This window comes from Chitinophaga sp. OAE865, assembly GCF_040546735.1.
GTDB lineage: Bacteria > Bacteroidota > Bacteroidia > Chitinophagales > Chitinophagaceae > Chitinophaga > Chitinophaga polysaccharea_A.
Window position 1 is genome coordinate 8008982 of sequence record NZ_JBEPOF010000001.1, and the last position, 22450, is coordinate 8031431.

A 22450-nucleotide genomic window follows, 5' to 3' on the forward strand; every position below is an offset into this window, starting at 1 on the left:
TATGATTATATTCGTATAAATACTAATGGAAGATGAGCCTTCAAAAACCCATTCCAATAAAAATCTTCCTGGCGATCTTATCCTGTTTCGCCTGGTTTGCACTTATTCCACAGTTTTTTATCACTATCGGCAACGGCAACGCTCCATGGTTTGAGAATTTCATCCGGTATTTCAGTTACTTCACCCTGCTTACCAACGCCATGGTAGCGGTTTACTGCACGGTACTGCTGGTTGCTCCAAACAGCCGCTGGGGCCGGTTCTTTGCGCGTACAGGCACTGCTACCGCGATAACCGTATATATCACTATCGTAGGCCTGATCTATAATATAATACTCCGGAAGCTCGCGCAATTTGAGGGGTTACAAAAAATATTAAACGAGGTACAGCATGTAATAGTGCCGGTACTATTTGTTTTGTACTGGTGTGTGTTTGTAAACAAAAGTTCCCTCCGGTGGAAGGATTTTCTTCCCTGGTTGGGGTATCCTTTTATTTACCTTTTGTTTGTACTGGTGCGCGGTTCTTTCTCAAACTTTTACCCTTACCCGTTTATCCATTTAGGCAATATAGGTTTGCAGCAAACGCTGATTAATGCTGCACTGATGGGTGTTCTATTTATTTTAATGTCCCTCGCATTCATTGGCATAGGAAAACTGTGGTCCCGGAAAAAATAGTTATTTGCGGGTGCTGTACCCCCTCAGTTTCGCGCGGATATACTTTCCTGATTCCGTAAGCTGATTGGCTGTCCATCCGCCATTGGCAGGGGCTCCCGGCAAAAGGATAGAACATAGTTCATTTGGTTTGTCGGATACCGACCAATTGATCCAGCTCACCTGGTTGTTTTCCAGGAAAGAGAACCATGCTTCCCATTGCGGATAGTCGATATGCCCGCTGCCGGTGGCTTCGGAGCCATTGCACTCCGTTACAAATACCGGGATATTTTTACTGAGTGCGTAGGCGCAGTCGTCCCGTAACCACTGCCCATGCGACGCCGCATAAAAATGAACGGTATACATAATATTACTGTAACCGGTTAAAGGCGCATCTGCTACTTCACGGATCTTTTGGTCCCAGTGCGGGCAGCCTACAATGATAATGTTATCCGGGTCATATGCGCGGATGCCTGCAATTACCGCGGCGGCGTAGGCTTTTACCTGTTCCCATGTTTGCGTTTTATTGGGTTCGTTGATGATCTCATAAAGGATATGCGGATGATGACCATAAGTTTGGGCCATCTCTTTAAAGAAAGCCACCGCTTCTTCCTGGTGAAATGCTTCACAGTGCCAGTCAATAATTACATAACTGCCTTTTGCCAGCGCAGCATCCACCACGTTCTTCAGCAATTCAAGCTGGCGTGCACGGTCGTTCAGATAGGCGGGCTTTACATCTACCCCCATAGCAGCACGGACAATATCTGTTTTAAAATCATCCGTGAGCCAGTTCACCACGCCCTGGTTCCAGAACTGCGGCCACCAGGTGCTCCAGCCGAAGCTTTGTCCACGCAGGGTGATGGTGTTGTTATGCTGATCTTTCAGGTAACGGCCTGATACATGCAGGGCTCCATAACGCTGCACCGGTGAGCCGGCCGGCAACGTATAGTCACCGGGGCTAGTAAATACAGGCCGTGCCGGCTTTGCCTCCGTAAAAAATCCGGCAAGAAATATTGCAACGAAGAAATAACATTTTAGCGTTTTCATATCTGCTATAATTTATCCTGCTTTCTTCGGTGAATCTTTACCGGACTGCCGGATATAGGCAGATGGTAATACTCCGAATTCAGCTTTAAAAGATTTGGTGAAATAATGTGGGGTATTGAAGCCCACTTCATAAGATATCTCTGCAATGCTCAGCTGGCTCTTTTCCAGCATCTGCGCCGCTTTCCGGAGCCGGATGGAACGTATAAAATCAACCGGCGTTTTGCCGGTAAGCAATAGCATCTTTTTATATAGTGATACCCGGCTGATGCAAAGATGCTTACTCAGTTCAGCTACGCTCAGGTTGGCATTCTGCAGGTTTTCTTCCACAAATGCCAGTGCTGCTGCCATAAACTTTTCATCTACCGACTGAATGCTGATATCCGCTACCTGTACTTCTACCTGTTTCGTATATACTTTCTTGATAGTGGTTTGTAAAGTAAGCAGGTTCCTGATCTTAGACAACAGCATTTCAAAATTGAATGGCTTGCAGAGGTAGTCGTTAGCACCGGTTTCCAGTCCTTTCATCTGGTATTCTTCTCCTACCAGTGCCGTAAGCAGGATAATCGGGATATGCGAGGTTCTTTTATCCTGTTTGATTTTTGTACATAGCTCAAGGCCATTCATTTCGGGCATGCTCACATCGCTCACAATCAGATCGGGGTGCAGGGCCAGCGCTTTCTGCCATCCTTCCTTTCCATTGGCGGCTTCCAGCAAACAAAAATGTTCCTGTAGATTGTCTTTCAGGTAAAACCTGAAATCTTCATTGTCTTCTACCAGTAAAACAGTTGGCTTCTTGTTCTTTTCCCGTTGGGGAGCGCCATGCTGCTGATTTTCTTCCACTGCCACCTCCTTGCCGGCCGGCGCTGTTTGCAACGGCAGTTCTACAATAAAGCAGCTGCCACCGTTAGTAATGGATTCCACACGGATATTGCCCTGATGCAGTTTTACAAACTCCCGCGTGATAGATAAGCCAATACCACTTCCCTGGTTGATAAGTGAAGCAGGAATATCGTGCTGATAGAACCTGTCGAAGATCTTATCTACCTTCTCCGGGGGAATACCAATTCCGGAGTCCATTACATTGATACGAAGATGCACCGTGTTACTGCCGGCTTCAGCAGGAATGAGGTTCAGGAAAACACCCACATGGCCACCTGCCGGTGTAAACTTAAACGCATTGGAAAGCAGGTTGAACAGGATCCTTTCTATCTTATCAAAATCAAAACTGGTTTCCAGGGAAGGAACATCTGTATCAAAGGCAAATTTGATATTTTTCTGTTCGGCAATATCCATGAAGGAAAAAGACACTTCTTTGATGAAGCGGATGATGTCGCCCTGCCTGGCATCCAGTTTCAGGTCATATACTTCCATCTTCCTGAAATCCAGCAATTGATTTACGAGGTTCAATAAACGTTTTACATTACGCTTGATCATACTTACCTGCGCATTCTGTTCCGCCAGCTGCGGGTCTTTCAGCATTTTATCCAACGGAGCTATGATCAGCGACAGCGGTGTTCTGAACTCGTGGCTTACATTCGTGAGGAACTTGATCTTCAGGCGGTCAAGCTCATGCAGCCTCCTGGCTTCCTCCCTTTCCTGTTCCCGGATCCGTAACGCTTCCTGCTTTTCCTGCTCCTGTAAAAATTGTGTCCTTATTCTTTTGATGCCCCGGTATCTCAGGTAAAATAAAATGGCTAAAATCAGCAATACATATGCTACATAAGCGATCTGTGTTTTCCAGAACGGCGGCAGGATACGGATATTTACCGTCAGTACTTTTCCGTTCCATGTGTCGTGTACGGTAGATGTTCTCACCTTGAATACATAGTTCCCCGGGTCTACATTAGTATAAGTAGCTTTCCGGGTCCTGTTATCAGCTGCTATCCAGTTTTCATCCAGTCCTTCCATCATGTACTGGTACCTTACTTTATCGGGGCTCAGGTAGTCCAGCGCGGCAAATTCTATCGAAAAAAAATTCTGGTTATAATTCAGTACAATATTCCTGGTAACAGTAATTGAAGCCGGAAGGATCACCCGGCCGTTAATTTTCTCACCGGGCTTTACAGTATGATTAAATAACTGGAAATCTGTAAATACCAGTTCCGGTAAGATGTTGTTGATCTTAATGCTTTCCGGGTTGAAAAAATTAAAGCCATTGAATCCGCCAAAAATCATTTCGCCCTCTGTGGTTACCAGGGAAGCGTCTTCATTAAATTGCTTACCCTGCAAACCATCTTTTACATCATAGTTAATAAAATTCATTTTATATATCCCGTTCTCCACTGATACAACTCCATTAGAAAGACCGTTGGCTGTACTCAGCCACAGATGATGTTTTTTATCTTCCCGGATACCCAGGATATTATTATCTGGTAATCCGTTCTCTTCCCTGAACAGGGAAAACCGTTTAGTACGCGGATCAAAAATATTCAGTCCCTCACGTGTGCCAATACAAATGTATCCCCTGCTGTCTTCGATCATGGAAAGGATATTATCATTTGCCAGGCTGTTGGGATTATTATTATCGTGCTGGTAATGTACAAATTTCCCGGTCTTTTTCTCCAGCACATCAATCCCGTTGGAAGTGCCTATCCATATATCTTTCCGGAGATCTTCCAAAAGGGTGAAAATATAATTGGAATGGATGCTGACGGCATCTTCTCTTCTTAAATGTTTAAATGTTTTTGTTTTCCGGTCAAAAATATTGATACCGCCGGACAGCGTCCCCACCCAGATGCGATGTTCACTGTCTTCCATAATTTCATATACCCTGTTATCAGACAGGCTATTCGTATCCTGGTCATCATGACGGTAATGGGTAAACGTTTTTCCATCGAAGTAATCGAGCCCGCCGAGATAGGTGCCTATCCATATTTTCTGTTCATGGTCTATACAAAGACTTACAAGCACATTAGTGCTTAAGCTATTCGGATTGGATTTATCGTTTACGTATGCCTTATAGGTACCTGTTTGCGGGTTAAAGCAGGTAAGGCCACCGCCGTTGCTGCCCAGCCAGATATTCCCCTTTGCATCCTCTGCAAAAGCGTTTATATCGCTGTAGTTCAGCGCTTCCGGCAGCATCGGGTCATGGCTGTACAGCGGAAATTTAAAGATGTCAGGGTAATAGTAATTGACGCCTTTTTTATAGGTGCCCAGCCATATCATACCGGTAGCGTCGCTGTATAATGTAGTGATACTGTTTTGGGTAAGACTGTTTTGATTACGCTCATCCATCACCAGGTGCTGTATATGAAAGTCTGGTTTGCTGAGCAGGTTAATGCCGCCGGGATCAGTGGCAATCCATATCTTTCCCTGCTTGTCCTGCATCACCGCATTTACTACATTGGCGCTGATCCTGTTTTCCGGTGCATCTTTATAAAAATGTTTGAATTGGTTATGCGTGGGACTGTAATAGTAAAGTCCGTCGCTGTTGCCGGTAAACAGCCAGATATCATGCTGATGGTCAACATACAACTGGTATCTTACAGGTTTCTTTTTTGCTACAGCGGCATATAGAGGGATGGCCCGGTATACTACTTTCCGGGTGCGGGTATCAAACTGTTCCACCCATCCGTCCTGGTAAGCAATCCACAGGTCGCCACGTTCATCCAGTACCATATCAGACATAGCGGTGGAATGAAGGGAAGTGCTGTCGTTTGCTATAACACCGTAGGCTTTTACCTGCCGGGGATGTTCATTCAGGATAATGATACCATGTTCCGCATGTAAAAAATAAAATTCTCCATCGGGGCCTTTCAGCACTTTTTCCACCTGGTAGCCCTGAACTTCCAGCGGATGAAGCAATCTGGCCACATCATCGTTAAAACTGTCTGTTTCCGGATCATAGATGGAGAATCCCAGCTGTGTCCTGATCCAGAACCGGTTCCCCGGGGCATCATAAATATTGGTGATAAAATTATCGCTGAGAGAAGAGGCATCATTCGGCCTGTGTTTATACACTTTAAATTTAGACCCGTCGAACCGGTTGAGACCATTAAAAGTACCCAGCCACAGGAAGCCCTTTGCATCTTTAATGATGCTCGTAACCCCGTTGTGCGACAGCCCGTTATTTACATCCAGGTGCGAGAAAGCATACGATACATCCTGCGCGGTAACAGATGTACAATACATCCATAACAACAGCAGGTATTTTATACTGGTAAGTTTCATCTGGTAACGTGGATACGATTAAAAAAGTTGGTAAAGCCCCGCTGCAGGGTGGCTGCAGCGGGGAATATGAAAATACGATTCCTTCGTTTAAATGTATAGTATTTTCGGATTACTCGATCACCAACGGGGTTTCCGATGTTATATCCACCGGCGCCGTACCATCAGTGCTGAAAATCAGGGGGCCGGTGGTGGCGGTGGCAGGTACTTTCAGCACCAGGTCCGTCAGTGATTTACTGACAAATTCCGTTACCACCGCATCGTCGTTACCAAAAGTAACACGGGTTATCCAGTTTACAAAAGTACCTTTAATGGTGATGGTTGCCCCTTTGGCAGCGGTAGCCGGAATAGTGGTAATAGTTACGGGTACATCCAGGTTTAAAATTGTTTTCGATATCACGTCACCTTCGGGCGTTTTCAGGCTTACTATTCCTTTCTCCGTTTCCTGTGGAATGACGATCACGATACGCTCCGCGGTCCGTTCTGTAAAGGCCGCGGCTTCCACAGTAGCCCCCTTCAGCGCTATAGCGGTTACTTTATCAAGACGGGTGCCTATAAAGCTGATCTTATCACCCGGTTTTGACCCCGAAGGGCCAAAGCTCAGGAGTGTTACCTTATCGGATTGGGAGGAGTCTTCATCTTTGCTGCAGCCTGTGGAACCCGCGATGAGCAGGAGCAGCCATAGCAAATGTTTATGCAGAACAGTTTTCATTGCAGGTAGATTAATTTCTTATTTTTTAATCACTTTTGGTACTATGCGGAAGTTATCAAAAGACATATCACAGTCGAGCTCACCGGCGCCGTTGAATACCACCCGCGTATAATATCCGTTGGGTTGTACGGTTTGTCTGGCATAGCTGGCGGTTATTTCCTCATAGGGGATCACCACTGTTTGCCATACCCCCTTCGTATCGTAGGGTGGCATCCAGGAGAAATCTCCCTGTTTGTCGTCCTTCACTCCTATACAAAATTTAAGTGCGTTATTGTTGTACGGTTTCTTGGTATTCAGTTCAAACTTCAGGTTATAGTTTTCCGGTTTCAGGATGGCTTCATCCGGGATGTTTTTGCTGATAGGGCCCATTGCATCAGCAGGTCCGCCGGCCAGCTCTACCCACCCCCAATTGCCGATGGGTTGTTTTACACGGATGTAGTTGCCATTGATCGCCGTGGGATCTTCCGGACCAGGGTTGGATACCACGAAGGAGGCATTCCACCAGCCGGTGAAAGGATCGCTGCTGATGAATATGTTCCTGTTATCACGGAACCAGAAATCTGAAACGGCTTCCCCGAAATTGGTCTTAACCATGATCTGCCCGGGCTGTGCGCCGGCAGGCACTCTTACTTTCAGTTGTTTATCCGTTATTTCCACTATTTCGCCGGCGGCTCCTCCAGTGAATGTTACTGTTACCGGTGCATAGAAAAAATCGCCGGTAATAGTGGCTATGTCTCCGGCAGCTATATATTCACAATCCATCCGGGTAACCTGCGGTTTACTGATCTTCACAGGGAAATTATATTCGAGCTTTTTACCACTGGCAAAGAAGAGCTTTACTTTATTGTCTACCTCTACGGGGATCTGTGATGGTACGCTCACCAGGATTACGGTGGAGGTAATGTAGGGCTGCGTAAGGCTTGCCTTCTGATCATTGAACCAGATTTCCCGGACATCGCCCAGGTTTTCACCTACAATGGCAATGAGCACACCCTGCCCGGCTTCCACCAGGAGGGAATCTGCAGTAGCCGGATCTGTTAAGCGTACATAACTGATGCGCGGCTCCCCGTTGTTGGGGAGATTATCTTTTTTAGTGCAGGACAAAATGCCTATGCACATTATAAGAAAGGTAATGGCGCTATATATCTTTTGCATGGGATGTTATTTTTTTTATAAAAACGTATAGCCTTATTTGTTATAATAATCAACCGCAGGCTTCTTCAGGTTAGGCGCCTGGCTTAATTCTGCTGCCGGTATTGGAATCAGGAAGTTCCCGTCGTTGGCAACAATTTTCCGGAAAGAAGCCCATGATGTTTTCACACATTTCCAGGAAGTAGGATCGGGCATTTTATCCGGCGCAGTGGCAAACAGGCCCCTGTCCTGTGCATTCAGGATGGCATACGTTTTTGCCTTGTTATAATAGTGAAGCGATACCAGGTCGTACCATGCCATTCCTTCCATGGCAAATTCCACGATGCGTTCATTGAAGATCACATCGGCGGTAAGCGGTTTTTCAAAACGGGGCAGGCCTGCCCGGGTATGAACCGCATTAAAATATTCCAGTGCTGTGGCGTCGGTAGTGCTGGCATTGTTGCCCAGCACGGCTTCTGCATAAATAAGGTACATTTCGGCCAGTCGCATCATATAGGTGTCGTTGCCATAGTTTTGCTGGGCTGATTGCCCGCCTACGTCTGCGGCTCTTCCTGTTACATATTTTTTTATACAGAGGAAGTTATTATCACCGGTAACATAAGGATAAATCAGTTTGGGGGTGGTGCCGTCTGCCAGCTTCTCTGTAATCTCGGGGTAATAAGCGCCGGGCATAAAGAAGGTGGCTTTCAGTCGTTGGTCCAGCGTCCGGCCACTGATCAGTGTATCGCCTGAGTTCACGAATCCTTCATACTTACCTATCATCCACCAGGTAGCGCTTTTATCGCCTCCCCAACCGTCGCCGTTGCACATTTTGTTATCATAATTCAGGTCTGAAGGCGCAGCGTTAGAAGCGCCCCAGTCGCCAGGTGCGTATACCCATTGCAGTGAGAACATCGACTCTGCATTGTTATCATACGGGAAAAGAAAAAGATCGTAGTAGCTCCTCAGCAAAGCATACTTACTTTTGGTGATCACCCTTTGGGAGAAGTATTTGGCGCTATCGAGATCCGACTGGTTACGGGCTCCGGAGCCGTTTGCCCCAAGGCCTGACCTTGTAAGGTAGAAGCGCGCAAGCATTCCTTCCGCCGTCCATTTTGTGATGCGGCCTTCACGGGCAGGTACTTCCGGTAGGTCTTCCGCAAGAGACCGCATTTCGCTGATTACAAATTTCCATACGCTTTCCACGGTGTTTTTGCGGAGAGAAGTATCTGAGATCAGCTTCAGGTTATCTTCAATGATGGGCACTTCTCCCCAGTTCATCACCAGGTAACGGTAAGCCAGCGCCCTCATGAACCGGGCTTCTGCAATAGCCATTTTCTTTGCTGCAGGCGATACTTCCGGGCCTGCATATTTATTGATATTGGATATTGTGAGATTGGATTGCCCTATCACGATAAAGAAAGACCGCCAGGATGCGCCATTAGCCGCAGTATTGGCAGTAGTATTGAATTCCACGTTCTCTTTGTCGTTCCATCCTGAGTAGGCAGTTCCCGCCCTGAAATCTCCAATACTGATAGCCGAGCGCCCGTTGTAATCAGACCATACTTTACTATAAAGTAATGCCGTTGCCGCCATCAGCTGATCATCTGTTTTATAAAAACCCGCATCCACAATGGCGTCTTTGGGAGGACGGCGTAAAAATTCCTTTGAGCAGGCAGCCAGTAACACAACAGGCAGCAGCAGGAAGAGGTGATATATATTGAGTGTCTTCTTTTTCATAACCAGCAATTTTAGAAGTTAACGCTTAGGGCAAAAGTGTAGATACGGGTAAGTGGATAACGTCCGTAATCAAGTCCTATGGCTTGGTTGGCAGAACTGGCGTCTCTTCCCACATAACCGCCTACTTCCGGATCATATCCTGAGTACCCGGTGAGCGTGGCCAGGTTTTGCGCGCCAAATGTAAACCTGGCGCCCCTTACAATCTTTTGTTTTGCCAGCAGGGAAGATGGTAAACTATAAGAGAGAGAAACATTTTTCAGCCTCAGGAAAGAGCCATCTTCCACATATCTGTCGGTGATCCGGCCATAGTTGGCATTTGGTCCGTTAGAGATCCTTGGAATACTTGTTCCGGGATTGGCCAGTACTATGTTACCATCTTTATCTGTTACCGGTTTGGCATAATCTATTGCGGCTACCATCATGTTGCGGCTAAGATTAATCTGGTTAGGATTGGAATTTACCCGGGCCAGGTAATTATATACATCATTGCCATAAGTACCGGTAATTAAAATACTCAGATCAAAACCTTTATAGGAAAAGGTATTGGTGAAACCGCCAAATACTTTGGGATATGGATTACCGATATAGGTCTGATCGTTTACATCAATGATACCATCAGGTTTCCCCTGCGGGCCACTCACGTCTTTGAACTTTATATCTCCCACCCAGATATTATCTACGTTGGTTGGCAGGCGTTTCCCGGTATTATCTACCGGTACGGCGCTTTTATTGATTTCATCTACCGACTGGAATATGCCTTCCTGGATATAGCCCAGGAACAGCCATGGGGCCTGTCCTACCACCGATTGCTGGGTCCAGTTGTCGAGCCACCATGAGGTGCGGTTCAATACACCGGCATCTGTGTTGAATTTCTTGATCTTTGTTTTGAAACCCGACACGTTGAGGCTGGATTCCCATTTGAAATCTTTCGTCCGGATATTAGTGGTATTGATAGTTACTGCCCATCCCTTATTTTCCAGGGAGCCAATATTTACAGTGGGCGCGCCTACGGCGCCAATTCCATTGGTACCCATATACCAGGGCAGGGGAATATCCATCAGCAGGTTGTTGGTATTCTTGATATAATAATCTGCCTCAATAGTAATTTTATTATCAAGGAAGCCCAGGTTAATACCAATATTATTGGTTTGGGTAGACTCCCATTGCAGCGCGGGGTTAGCATACCGCGATGTTAAAAAGCCCGTGCCTGTTGGTGTGGCTGCCGCCTGCATGGGTGCATAGATTCCCGCGCTCCAGCCAGAGTTACCGGTAACACCCGTTTCAAATCTTAATTTAAGATCGCTGATAAAAGGCACGTGAAAGAAGCGTTCCCTGGAAACCCGCCACGCGGCTGAAGCTGCAGAGAAGGTGCCCCAGATGTTTTCATCACCGAAGTTGGCAGAGCCATCTCTCCTGGCGGAAGCAGAAAGGATATAACGATCATCATAATTATAATTTATCCTGCCCAGATAAGACTCCATTGCCCAGTCGCCCTGCCCGCCGGCATTGGTGGCATCGGCTGCCTCGCCGGCATTCAGGTCCAGGATATCGTTGGTAAGAAAACCTTTCCTGCCACCGGTCAAATTTTTCCATCTGGATTCCTGTGCCTCATGGCTCACCATCAGGTTGATGTTGTGCTTTCCCAATTGTTTGGAGTATTCCACCAGCTGATTCCAGTTCCAGTAGGTACTCACATTGCTGCCATTGGTTAAACTGGCCCTGTCGTTTACCGCCCAGCCAATAGAATAGGTAGGCAGATAATTTTCCGTATTGGCAAACCCGAAATTGGTGTTAAAGGTGGTCCTGATATAGAGATCCTTGATGGGATTGATGCTGGCCCCGATCCCACCGAGCAGTTGCCGTCTTACTGCCCTGTTGATATTCAGGTTGGCAATGGCAATAGGATTCACGGGAGTAAAGGTATTTGCACCATTGGTAACATCGCCGCCTCCCCAGGAGCCATCCATATTTTTCACGGGGATCTGCGGTGTAAGCAGCAACGCGGTGGAAATAATATTTTCCTGGCTGGTGGTGAGATTTTCTTTTGTTTGGTTAAAGCTGAGATTTGCATTCAGAGTGATCCAGTTGCGTGGCTTATTGTCGAGGTTTAACCGGAAGCCATACCTGTCAAAGCCCGAGCCGGGGGCAATACCATCCTGTTTCAGGTATTCGCCGGAAAGGTAAAAGGTAGTTTTATCCGTACCGCCGCTGAGGCTCAACTGGTGTTTGCTCATGGGCGCATTTTTGAACAGTTCCTTTTGCCAGTCGGTGCCTTTGCCCAGCAGCGAAGGGTCCTTAAATTCATCCGGAGTATTACCTCCTGCCAGTGCATGGTACTCATTTACCATTTGTGCGTACTGGCGTAAGTCCATTACCGCAACATGCGGAGGGGGTGTTTGTATATTATACTGGAATGCATAATCCATTTTAGTATCGCCGGCCTTACCTCTTTTGGTGGTTACGATCAGTACCCCGTTGGTAGCCCTGGAACCGTATAAGGCAGTGGCAGAAGGGCCCTGCAGCACTTCAATATTTTCGATATCGGCAGGATTAAGGCCTGACAGCGGATTGGAGGAACTGGTTGCTCCGAAAGAGATAGCGGAGCCGGGCATCTGTACACCGTCAATTACATACAAAGGTTCATTAGTGCCATTGATGGAATTCACTCCGCGGATGTTAACGGAAATGCCGCCACCGGGCTGGCCGGAGTTCTGTGTGATGTACACGCCTGCCGTGCGGCCCTGGATGGCCTGTTCCAGTGTGGTATTTACCGTGCGGTCCATTTCTTTGGAGGTGACCGTAGTTTGCGCGCTGGTAAGGTTAGCACGCTTTGCTTTACCATAGGCAACTACCACCAGTTCATCGAGCTTGCTGGTGGCTGAGGTAAGCGATATACGGATAACCTCCTCATCGCCCACGCGGATTTCCCGGGTCTGGTAACTGAGGTAGGTGACTACCAGTATATCTCCTTTTGCCGCGGCAATGGTAAATTCACCATTAAGATTACTGAGCGCCATTGTTTTGGTTCCCTTTACCAGCACGGTGGCGCCGGGGAGTGGCTGCGATTCGCCTGTAATCACTCCCTTTACAGTATGGGTTTGACTGTATGCAGTGAGGGAGCAGCCGATCATTAACAATGAATAGCAGAGGAAAAAACAGCATACGGGTTTTAACCTTGTCAGAACTTTTTTCATTGATGAATGATTTGAGGGTGAGGTAATAAGTGTTTCATAACGTTTGTTTTAAACATACTGACGGTATCTGGTTGATATAAAATGTGGAATTCTAAAAATGTAAACTATTCGTGTACAGGACCTGTTTTATGGCATTGCTGACGCATCATAAAAGTGGTATAGGCCAACTTTATATATGGAATTCACGATGAAGCTATTGTACTTTCATAAAAATCCATATCAGCTTTGATAACGATTATAACACAAATGTTAACCGGGGATAACAAACTTTAAATCAGCATCTTACTAAAAAAATATTTAAAAAAATGGTAGGTTGCAGGGTCAGAAAAATACTACAATTGATAAATAAGTATTAACAATAGTAGTATCTGGCTGATAAATTTTCCGGACAATATTTGCCATTCTTTTGGGCGACTTAACCATATTTTATATTTTAAATCCTGTAATTGAGTTTTCTTATGAAATACACTACCCTTGGAAATACCGGACTTATAGTTTCCCGATTATCATTTGGTGCCATGACCTTTGGCAGTGATCCATCTATTCCTACTATATATAAGGTATCTGAAGAAGAGGCCGGCAGAATGATTGATACGTCGCTTGCCGCTGGTATCAATTTTTTTGATACTGCGGACGGGTATGCTGCTGGTCAATCGGAAGTAATGCTGGGCAAGCTATTGGCTAAGCGCCGGCATGAGGTGGTGATTGCCACTAAGGTAGGTTTCCGGAATGGCGCACCTATTACACAGTCAGGGCTTTCCCGCAGGCATATCCTGTACTCCTGCGACCAGAGCCTGAAGCGTCTGGGCACTGATTACATTGACCTGTATATTGTGCACCGCGAAGACCCGGTTACACCATTGGAGGAAACGCTTACCACGCTCGACGGGCTGGTTAAAAGTGGTAAAGTGCGTTATATCGGCTTCTCTAACTGGTCAGTATGGAAATCGGCGCTTGCCTGGCAGATGCAACGCGATAATGGCTGGGCCACTTTCTGCAATGGCCAGATGAACTACACCCTGGTAGGACGTGATGTGGAATATGATGTAGTGCCGTTTATGCAGCAGGCAGGTATAGGCATGACGGTTTGGGGGCCGCTGGCAGGCGGATTCCTGAGCGGAAAATACACCCGCGAAAACCTGAAAGAAGAAGGGAACCGTCTTTCTGGTTTTGATATTATTCCGTTCGATAAAGAAAAGGGCTTCGTTTTAGTAGACCGGATGAAAGAAATAGCGGCAGCACATAATGCTACGGTGGCACAAATATCACTGGCCTGGCTGCTTACCAAACCGGTGGTATCCAGTGTGCTGATTGGCGCTTCCAAAGCGCAACAGCTGGAAGACAACCTTAAATCAGCCACCATTGAGCTTTCCGCGGAGGAGGTGGAATTACTGGACAGTCTTACAGCACCGGGGCCCTTATATCCCCACTGGTTTAACCATAACCTGGCAGATCCCCAGCATGTAGCAGCGGGACTGGTTAAATAAGAAGATCAGCATGATCCGGGCCAGAGGTCCGGATCATGACATCAGCCGTTCTTTCGGGATCTGCTCCATTATTTTCCTCATTGCATGTTAATATTAACACCTGTCAGTACCGGCGACTTTTACTAAAATTTCGCTTATATTCATTAGTAAAACTCATCGTGTTTCATCCATGAATATTGGCCAGCAAATATTGTTTTTTATAAGCGCGTTAGGAGCATTTAATGGTATCATACTTAGTATTTATCTGTTAACAGGCAAAAAGAAAAGATCTGTTCCTACCATTTTCCTGATCACGCTGCTACTGGCGCTCAGCATCAGGGTAGCCAAATCTGTTTTCCTCTATTTCAATCCTGCTTTACCAAAAATATATCTGCAGATAGGCCTTTCGGCCTGCTTTCTCATTGGCCCTGCACTCTACTTCTTTTTCAGATCCGTACAGGAAAATGTTACCCGTATACCTGCATCCTGGAAATGGACATGGGGAATACTGTCGGGGATTATTATAGTTACCGGCTCCCTTCTTCCCTATGCTGTTTATCCTGTGATATGGAATAAGATCATTGTTTATATCATTTACCTGGAATGGTTTTCCTGCCTTATTGCTACAGGGTTTGTATTGAAACCGGTATTGAAAGCTTTTCTTGTGAACCGGGCTGCTGTGAATAGCACAGAGAGATTCCGCCTGGTGCTGTATGCAGGCAACTGCCTTGTTTTCCTGGCATACCTGTTGTCGTTGGCAAACGTTATATACGGTATCTATATCATTGGTCCGGTGCTCTTTTCCTGCCTGCTGTACCTGTGTCTTTTCTATAATTTACAGGGTAGCGGGTATGAAAATGCAGCACAACCCGTGAAAGCTGAAAGGAAAAAAATAGCCGCACCTGATGCGTTGATATGGATGGAGAAACTGGAAAAAGCAATTGTTGAAAAAGAACTTTATAAAGATCCAAACCTCAAACTCAACGACCTGGCGAAGGCTGTTAATATCTCTGTACACCAGTTGTCCCAATTGCTGAACGATAACCTCGGGAAAGGATTTTCCACGTACATTAACGAATACCGGATCAACGAAGCCTGCAGGCTGATCTCCAGTAATGATCATTTAACACTTGAAGCCATCGGATATGAAGTGGGCTATAACTCCAAATCCACCTTTTATGCCGCTTTCCGGAAAATAAAAGATACGACCCCGGCACTGTACAAAGAAAAAATCTCCTGACCAGCTCACTGGTTATCAACCTGTTAAAATTTCAAACAGTACGGTTTTATAAATCCGTACGCCTGATTTCAGCAAACGAAACTACCGGAGGCAAATCACTTTCTAGGTTTGCAGGAAACCGTTATTCATGATAAAATTTTCAGGTGCGCTCGGTATCCTGTTGATCTTCTGCTGTACTGTTCGCTGCCAGGTAATGGTCACCGGGAAGGTGACAGATGAGAAAACCGGGCAAGGCATAGGATTCGCTTCCGTTAATATTTTGTCGGTAAAGGACTCGGGACTTATTAAAGGACAGGTAGCCGATTCAACCGGTGAGTTCGTGTTACAAAACGTTCCTATGGGAAAATATATAATCCTTCTATCTTCCTATGGTTATAAAAAAATTTACAGAGATATATTACCGGTAAACAGCCTCGTTAACCTGGGACAGCTGGCCATGACAGCCGATCTTACATTACTCAGCGAAATAACAGTTGCGGGGCAAAAACCGGCATTCCGCCGGATGGGCGATAAACTCATTGTTTCTGTTTCAGGAAACCCGCTTTTCCAAACGGCAGCCAATACATTCGATATCCTGAAAAAAGTACCCGGCATCGACATAAACGGAGATGGAAGTATCCAGATGTCGGGCAGAACAGCTCCCGCTATATTTATTAATGGTAAGCCGGTCCAGATGAGCCCGGAGGAACTTCAACAGTATCTTGGAAGTATTGCGCCCGACCTGATTGCCTCCATTGAAGTGATCAATAACCCCTCTTCCCGGTATGATGGCGAGTACAAAGGAATCATTGATATTAAACTGAAACAGGACCTTTCGCTTGGCTGGAAAGGGAATGCCGGTGTAGTGGTGCAGCAAAACGCCTATACTACTGCAGACAATAATTTTTCGCTGAGCTATAAAACAAGGAAGCTGGTATATAGCGTCCGCCTGGGTTATATGACAGGTGAGAGAAACTACCGGTATACTGGCTTGCAGCATCTGGCTAATACCAATACAATGGCCACCAATACGCAAACAATTACCAGCAACGATAATCTTAGCTACCAGCTGGGCATAGACTATCAGCTATCCAAAACCCAACAGTTGAGCTTTACGGGAAGAGCCTACCGGCAAAACCGGCAAATTGCGGCATTCAATACTTTACATACCACCGATTCAACCGGGCAGCACCTGGTTTCCCACACCAACACGGTTACAGGCTCCACCCCGTTGCAGGATAATTACGCCGCCAATCTTAACTATACCGGTAAAGCCGGTGGAGTTACACTGGAGGTACTCGGCAATCTCATGGTGATCCACAATCACCAGAGAGAGGATATCCGGACAAAAAATACGCTCACAGATCATCTGCTGGACTACTGGAAAACCAACCTGTATAACAACATCCTGATACGGTCTGCACAGGCAGACCTTTCAGGAAATGCAGGCAATGGAAAATGGGCGGCAGGCGGCAGATTTGCATTTACTACCACGAAAAATAATTTATACTATGATACCCTCCATACCACCGGTGTATTTATGCCAGACGCCAACCGCTCCAATAATTTCCAATACGACGAATATATTTCAGCCGTTTATACATCTTACGAAAATATTTATCGCAAACTAAATTACACTATCAGCCTCCGGGCAGAGCATACACACAGCACCGCCCATGCCATCACAGCGCAAACTTTCAACACCAGGAATTACCTTACCTGGCTGCCCGGCATCAGCGTCACAATTCCGCTAACAGCATCGCAACAACTTCATATTTCCTACAGCCGGCGCATAACACGGCCCAACTTCGCCCAGCTAAACCCCTTCCGGTTTTATAACAGCCCGCTGAATTACTTCGTAGGCAACCCGTATTTACAGCCATCAACTACCCAAACACTAAACATTACCTATACACGAAAAACACTACAGGTTACCTTGCAGGCCGGCCGGGAATCAGATCCAATGACTCGTTACCCGGAATATGACAGCGTCACCAATATATTACAGTACCTGGGGAAAAATCTTCCCTACAACGACTTCGCCGGCATAGAAGCCAGTTTTCCCTTGCCCGTTAATAAATGGTGGCGGATGAATCATACGGTAAGGGGAGCTTATAAAAAAGAGCAAACTCCTTACCATGGCGTAACCTATGCCATCCCGATATTTGATTACAATATTACCGGCAGCCAGGTGTTTTCTCTGCCGCAGCAGGTTACTATTGATATTTCCTATTACTACCGCTCCAGGAGCGGTACAGGATTATACATCTCCAAACCAGCCGCAAGTGTGGACGCCGGTATCAGGAAAAGCTGGGCAAAGGGGAAATTTAATACAGGGATCAATTGTTATGATCTGTTTGATACTTATCGGGTAAGATATATTTTCCGGGAGAAGAAAATCATTGACAATGCCTTCACTCATTGGTTCGGAAACCGCAGGGCCGCGCTTACGCTCAGCTACAGCTTTGGCCGCTCCACGCATAACAGTAAACAACGTGGTAAAAATGAGGAGGAAAACCGTGCAGGGATATAACATCCCTATTTACTTTGAGCCACTGCGTTATATTTCTTCTCCAGGATCTTAATAACAGCGCTCTTCAAATCATCATACTTAAGATCATCGTTAAACCCGATACCGTAGTTGAAATGCGTACGCCCCTGTGAACCACAGAGAATATATTTGGGACCTCCCATCTCTACGGAAATAGGCGAATATTCCGTTTGTACGGTAAATTCCATATTCCCTATGCTATCAATCACATAAAATACCTGCTTATAGAAGATCCTCTCTTTAGGCCCTTCTTCATAACGTTCATACGCCTGGATGGCTTTATCTTTCCACCTGAACTGGTCAAAGCAAAACATATCTTCCATATTCCCTTTCAGCATTCCCTGTTTATGGGCATCATATAAAATAGTTTTGTAGGGCTTTGCTTTTTCATATGTTTTATTATGAAAATACACCTGTATCAGTTTAGCATATGCATGAAAATCAGACGAATCTGATTGTATAACGCAGAGAAAAGCCGTTTCTGCCTTATCATAGTGCCCGCCTGAAGCTTCCATCTGGCCGATGTTGTACCACGACTTCGTATATCCTTCCGTTCCACGCGGGAGTCTTGTTGTATTATCGTATAGTGCCTGCAATGCTTTTTCCTCCTGGTTCAAATTAAAATAAACCTGTGCCACCATTAAAAACGGGCGCTCTCCCGGGGTTTTCTTTTCTGTTGCCGTCTTGTAATTTTCAAGTGCCGATTCATATAAGTGCAGGTTATAGTAAGCATCTCCCAGCCCCGTATAATACACTGCGGTATCCGGTTTTAAAACAATAGCTGCCTTGAAGCATTTAATTGCCTGGTCGAACCGGTCCATATAATTAAGTGTGGATGCTTTTATGAAATGTGCCCTGTGATCACCAGCATCTTTGGCTATAGAAAGATCCATAAATTTCAGGCAACTGTCATCCTGCTGCTTCATAAAACAGGCGTATCCAACGTAGTATAATGCCGGCGCCGACAAACGATCTGGCTCCGGTGCATATTGCCGGATTACTTCATCAAACTGCCTGTTATCAATTAGCTTCTGCAGATTTGATACAATAGTATCCTGTGCAAAAGAGACTAACCAGAGGAGGGTTAGCGCTATTGTAAGGAATGCTTTATTCATGGTATTGAGAAATAAAATTAAATATTGTCGGTGCTCATTTGCAGGTATTTGCCCATGTTTTGCAGGAGCAATGCCCGCGCCTTCAAATATTTCCTTCGGAACATATATGAGCGTTTGCAGGGGTTGTTTTAAAAGATAAATATACCGGTTTCTCGCCGACCAACATCCCGCCAAAAAAATTTTTATCCGGTAAAAATTTGTGGAGATACCCCGATGATTGCCGGGAATTTAATAATTTAGGGATAAACCCCAAAAACATGAATCGATACAAACCACTGAAAATTACACTGCCGGATCAATACCACTGGTCAGAAGAACACAATAATTCGAATGGAATTAGCTTTCGCGGAAAATACTGGGGCCAGGAAGACAGTCCTTTCCATGTAATATACATATCCCTTACTATTCTTCCTCCCGCGATATTAAATCATACTGGTGACAGCATCATCGAGACTGTGAGCTACCTGTTACCAGATACGGGTGTCAGACTTGAAAAGCACCAGGCAAATGACCATTATGAAGATTGGTTCTATTCTTTTCGGAATGCTCCCCAACATCCACAGCTCTTTGCTTTTTACAGGAAGAGAGAGACCTGCGTTTACTGCGCAAAAATAGAAATCGCCAGGCGCGAACTTTATGTTGTTACAGTTGAAGACTGGATAAATATTTTCTTCAACAGCAGATAGACTGCTTTTACTTTATCAGGATATATTCTCCAGGTACTTCAGCACCTCCTCTCTCTTCCTGCTGGAAACCGGCACCTGTTCATTATTCTGCATTTGCAAAATGCCTTCCCTGTAATATTTCTTTACATACTGGAAGTTGACCAGGTAAGACTGGTGGCAACGAATAAAGCCAAAGGGGATCAGGATGCTTTCGTATTCTATCAGCCCTTTCGAAACAAGGATCTCACGTTTATCTTTCAGGTAAAAAGTTGTATATCCTTTATCGCTTTTGCAAAACATAATATCCTCTATAGATACAATTTCCATATACTCCACCCGCTTTAGTGCAATACGCCTGGTGGCGGTCGCTCCCTGCGCCGCGTAGTGTTGCCTGGCTATTTCCAGCTGCTGCTGGTCAAATTGTTCCTGCTGCCGGTGATGATAGCATTTGTTCAGTATAGCTGCCAAAGCTACTTCATCTATCGGCTTCAGCAGGTAGCCAAAAGCTCCCATATTGAGCGCCTGTATAGCGTATTGATCATAAGCGGTGAGAAAAATAACCTGGAAACCATCATTCCCTATTTCATGAAACAAGCGGAAACTGTCGCCGTCTTTCAGCCTGATATCCGCCAGAATAATATCGGGTTTCAATGCGGGGATTTCCCTGGCAGCCTTAGCTATTTCTGCGGCATGCCCAACTACTTCTACATATGAAATGTCTTGTATAACCTGCAAAAGATGTTGCAGAATACGTACTTCATCTTCAAGAATATAAAGCTTCATGCGTATTTATTTCTGATTAGTCTTTAAGTTCAGGAATAACGATATGTACCGCCACTCCCTGTCCGCCGTTATCCTTTCTATCCTCGATATCAAATTTCGCGTATTGTCCCTGTGATTTAAAAAGGACCTCCAATCTTTCTTTAAGGATAGTTCCTGCGAGAGATTGTTTCTTTTGCTCACCCGGCTCTTTAGTGGTCATCCCCTTTCCATTGTCTTCTATCGTTATAAACATCTGGTGATTATCTGTTTTAAAGAAGACCGTTAAGATACCTTTATAATCAATATTCCGGAAACCATGTTCTATCGCGTTTTCCACAAATGGCTGCACGAGCATGGGAGGTATCAGCACATTCTCCGGGGAGAGATGTTTATCCACATCAATCCGGTAGTCAAAAAGTCCCGAAAAGCGCATTTTATTCAGTTGCAGGTAATTCTCCAGGGAAGTGATTTCTTCATCCAGGCCAATGAAATCCCTTCTGCTCTGTTCCAGCACATTTCGCAATAATCCTGAAAAAGCAGACAGGTATCGTACAGACTCTTTTGTATCTCCTGAGGCAACAAGACTTTGCAGGTTAGCAATGGAATTAAAGATAAAATGCGGGTTCAACTGTGCCTGCAATAATTTCTGTTCCATATTCAGACGTCTGTTCTCCGATTGCAGCAACCTGTTTCTTTCTTTCAAACGGTACTGACGATGAATAAAATAAAAGACTAAAAGCCCTCCGAGGAATACCAGGAGCGCCAACACAAGTGTCCATCTCTGCTGCCGGATGATCTTTTCATTGAGCGCATTCCTGCTGCTAAGTTCGGCGATATTCCTGTCTTTCTTCTCCGTTTCATATTTCGCTTGTATTTCTGCCACTTTAACGGCTTCTATCTGTTTTATATCCCTTGTTTCTATTTCATAGGCGGAGTCGGCCACCTGCAATGCGCTGGCATAATCACCTTTTAATTTATACGCTTCTATAAGCCCTTTGTAATAAATCGGGGATGGCTTTTTCCTGGGGCCTTTTTGTGCAAAGCTGATTGCCTCCCTAAAATAATGGATGGCGGAGTCGAACTGGTGATTGTGAACAAAGCTGGTCGCTAAATTATTATACGCGAGCTCGTTCAGGTTATTTGTTCTGGCAAGATAATCAATATACTTCCTGCTACTTGCAAGCGCTTTTGCATTCTGTCCCTGGCGAACAAAGATCCAGGCTTCATTGTCGTACGTGCGGGCAATGGCCAGGCTATCGCCTGTTTGGTTGGCAAGGTTACGTGCCTGGACATTGTACAACATCATCTTATCAAAATCATTCAGTCTTGAAGCTAACAAGAAAGAGATATCATAATACCGCTGCATGATTACGGGGTGCGATTTATATGGATGATGCTTATAGTAACGTTCCGCGTATACCAGTGATTCATTCTCATTATTATTCTGATAATATGCTTTGGCCATCAGATCATAAAACTGGTAGGTGAACCTGCTATGAGCACTTTCCGCAGTTTTCATGGCTGAAAGTACCTGGTTCATCAGGTTTGCCTCCACGGCTCCGGAATTGGGAATTTTTTGATTCAAAATACCGTAGGTTTTCAGCAGCTCAATCTCATCGTTGTTCTGCACTCCCTTCATTTTCTGGTATTCTGCCATAGCGCTATCCCACTTCTTTTCCTGACGGTACCTTCCGCCCCTGAAATAATGGGCAAACGGTATAATACTGCTGTCGGCAGTATTTCTCAGTAAACTGTCTTCCTTACGGACCGCTTTCCTGGCATCAGCTGTAGATAAGGTATCCAGAGAAATAATAAAAGAAAGGTAATCCCTTCTGTGAGTGGTATCAGTAATGCTTTGCGGATTCTTTTGAGAGGCGCCTTTCTGTTTACAGGAAGCCATAAATAAAAGAATGATTACCGTTAAAGCAGCATATGCGGTTCTTGCATTCATTAAAGTAATGTATTAAGCATATTTCAGCATGGCGAAACATACTGAAATATTCCTTAAATGTATCAATAGAAATTAAAATGTAA

General features: G+C 45.3%; 14 protein-coding genes. 5 read left to right on the forward strand and 9 right to left on the reverse strand.

What is annotated here, in order from left to right:
• Positions 1–32: 32 nt before the first annotated feature.
• Positions 33–671 carry a Pr6Pr family membrane protein gene (locus ABIE50_RS32050; protein WP_209863302.1) on the forward strand — a complete coding sequence of 213 codons (639 nt, stop codon included), beginning with the start codon at positions 33–35 and terminating at the stop codon, positions 669–671.
• Here ABIE50_RS32050 and ABIE50_RS32055 read toward each other — a convergent pair whose 3' ends face one another.
• From ABIE50_RS32055 to ABIE50_RS32080, 6 genes are all read right to left on the reverse strand, one after another.
• Positions 672–1694: a glycoside hydrolase family 5 protein gene (locus tag ABIE50_RS32055; protein ID WP_209863305.1), complete on the reverse strand. Its 1023-nt coding sequence runs from the start codon at positions 1692–1694 to the stop codon at positions 672–674.
• A gap of 12 nt (positions 1695–1706) precedes the next feature.
• Complete coding sequence (locus ABIE50_RS32060; protein WP_209863308.1) at positions 1707–5864, reverse strand: hybrid sensor histidine kinase/response regulator transcription factor; 4158 nt, start codon at positions 5862–5864, stop codon at positions 1707–1709.
• 109 nt (positions 5865–5973) lie between these two features.
• The gene (locus ABIE50_RS32065) at positions 5974–6573 is read right to left on the reverse strand and encodes an IPT/TIG domain-containing protein (protein ID WP_209863310.1); all 600 of its coding nucleotides are present in this window, start codon (positions 6571–6573) and stop codon (positions 5974–5976) included.
• Between the two features lie 18 nt (positions 6574–6591).
• On the reverse strand, positions 6592–7728 hold the full coding sequence (locus tag ABIE50_RS32070; RefSeq protein WP_209863313.1) for a glycan-binding surface protein: 1137 nt from the start codon (positions 7726–7728) through the stop codon (positions 6592–6594).
• A 33-nt stretch (positions 7729–7761) separates the two neighbouring features.
• Positions 7762–9444 carry a RagB/SusD family nutrient uptake outer membrane protein gene (locus tag ABIE50_RS32075; RefSeq protein WP_209863316.1) on the reverse strand — a complete coding sequence of 561 codons (1683 nt, stop codon included), beginning with the start codon at positions 9442–9444 and terminating at the stop codon, positions 7762–7764.
• A gap of 11 nt (positions 9445–9455) precedes the next feature.
• Positions 9456–12638, reverse strand: coding sequence for a SusC/RagA family TonB-linked outer membrane protein (locus tag ABIE50_RS32080; RefSeq protein WP_209863319.1), 3183 nt, complete (start codon positions 12636–12638; stop codon positions 9456–9458).
• A gap of 458 nt (positions 12639–13096) precedes the next feature.
• Here ABIE50_RS32080 and ABIE50_RS32085 point away from each other — a divergent pair, with 458 nt between their 5' ends.
• From ABIE50_RS32085 to ABIE50_RS32095, 3 genes are all read left to right on the forward strand, one after another.
• Positions 13097–14125: an aldo/keto reductase gene (locus ABIE50_RS32085; RefSeq protein ID WP_209863321.1), complete on the forward strand. Its 1029-nt coding sequence runs from the start codon at positions 13097–13099 to the stop codon at positions 14123–14125.
• Between the two features lie 169 nt (positions 14126–14294).
• Positions 14295–15344 (forward strand): helix-turn-helix domain-containing protein, encoded by a 1050-nt coding sequence (locus tag ABIE50_RS32090; protein WP_209863323.1) that lies wholly within the window; start codon positions 14295–14297, stop codon positions 15342–15344.
• A gap of 127 nt (positions 15345–15471) precedes the next feature.
• The gene (locus ABIE50_RS32095; RefSeq protein WP_209863325.1) at positions 15472–17856 is read left to right on the forward strand and encodes an outer membrane beta-barrel protein; all 2385 of its coding nucleotides are present in this window, start codon (positions 15472–15474) and stop codon (positions 17854–17856) included.
• Positions 17857–17861: 5 nt separating this feature from the next.
• Here ABIE50_RS32095 and ABIE50_RS32100 read toward each other — a convergent pair whose 3' ends face one another.
• Complete coding sequence (locus ABIE50_RS32100; RefSeq protein WP_209863327.1) at positions 17862–18989, reverse strand: tetratricopeptide repeat protein; 1128 nt, start codon at positions 18987–18989, stop codon at positions 17862–17864.
• A 257-nt stretch (positions 18990–19246) separates the two neighbouring features.
• Here ABIE50_RS32100 and ABIE50_RS32105 point away from each other — a divergent pair, with 257 nt between their 5' ends.
• Positions 19247–19675 carry a hypothetical protein gene (locus ABIE50_RS32105; protein ID WP_209863329.1) on the forward strand — a complete coding sequence of 143 codons (429 nt, stop codon included), beginning with the start codon at positions 19247–19249 and terminating at the stop codon, positions 19673–19675.
• Positions 19676–19690: 15 nt separating this feature from the next.
• Here ABIE50_RS32105 and ABIE50_RS32110 read toward each other — a convergent pair whose 3' ends face one another.
• Complete coding sequence (locus ABIE50_RS32110) at positions 19691–20437, reverse strand: LytR/AlgR family response regulator transcription factor (RefSeq protein ID WP_209863333.1); 747 nt, start codon at positions 20435–20437, stop codon at positions 19691–19693.
• A gap of 16 nt (positions 20438–20453) precedes the next feature.
• Positions 20454–22367 (reverse strand): histidine kinase, encoded by a 1914-nt coding sequence (locus tag ABIE50_RS32115; RefSeq protein ID WP_209863336.1) that lies wholly within the window; start codon positions 22365–22367, stop codon positions 20454–20456.
• Between the last annotated feature and the right edge of the window lie 83 nt (positions 22368–22450).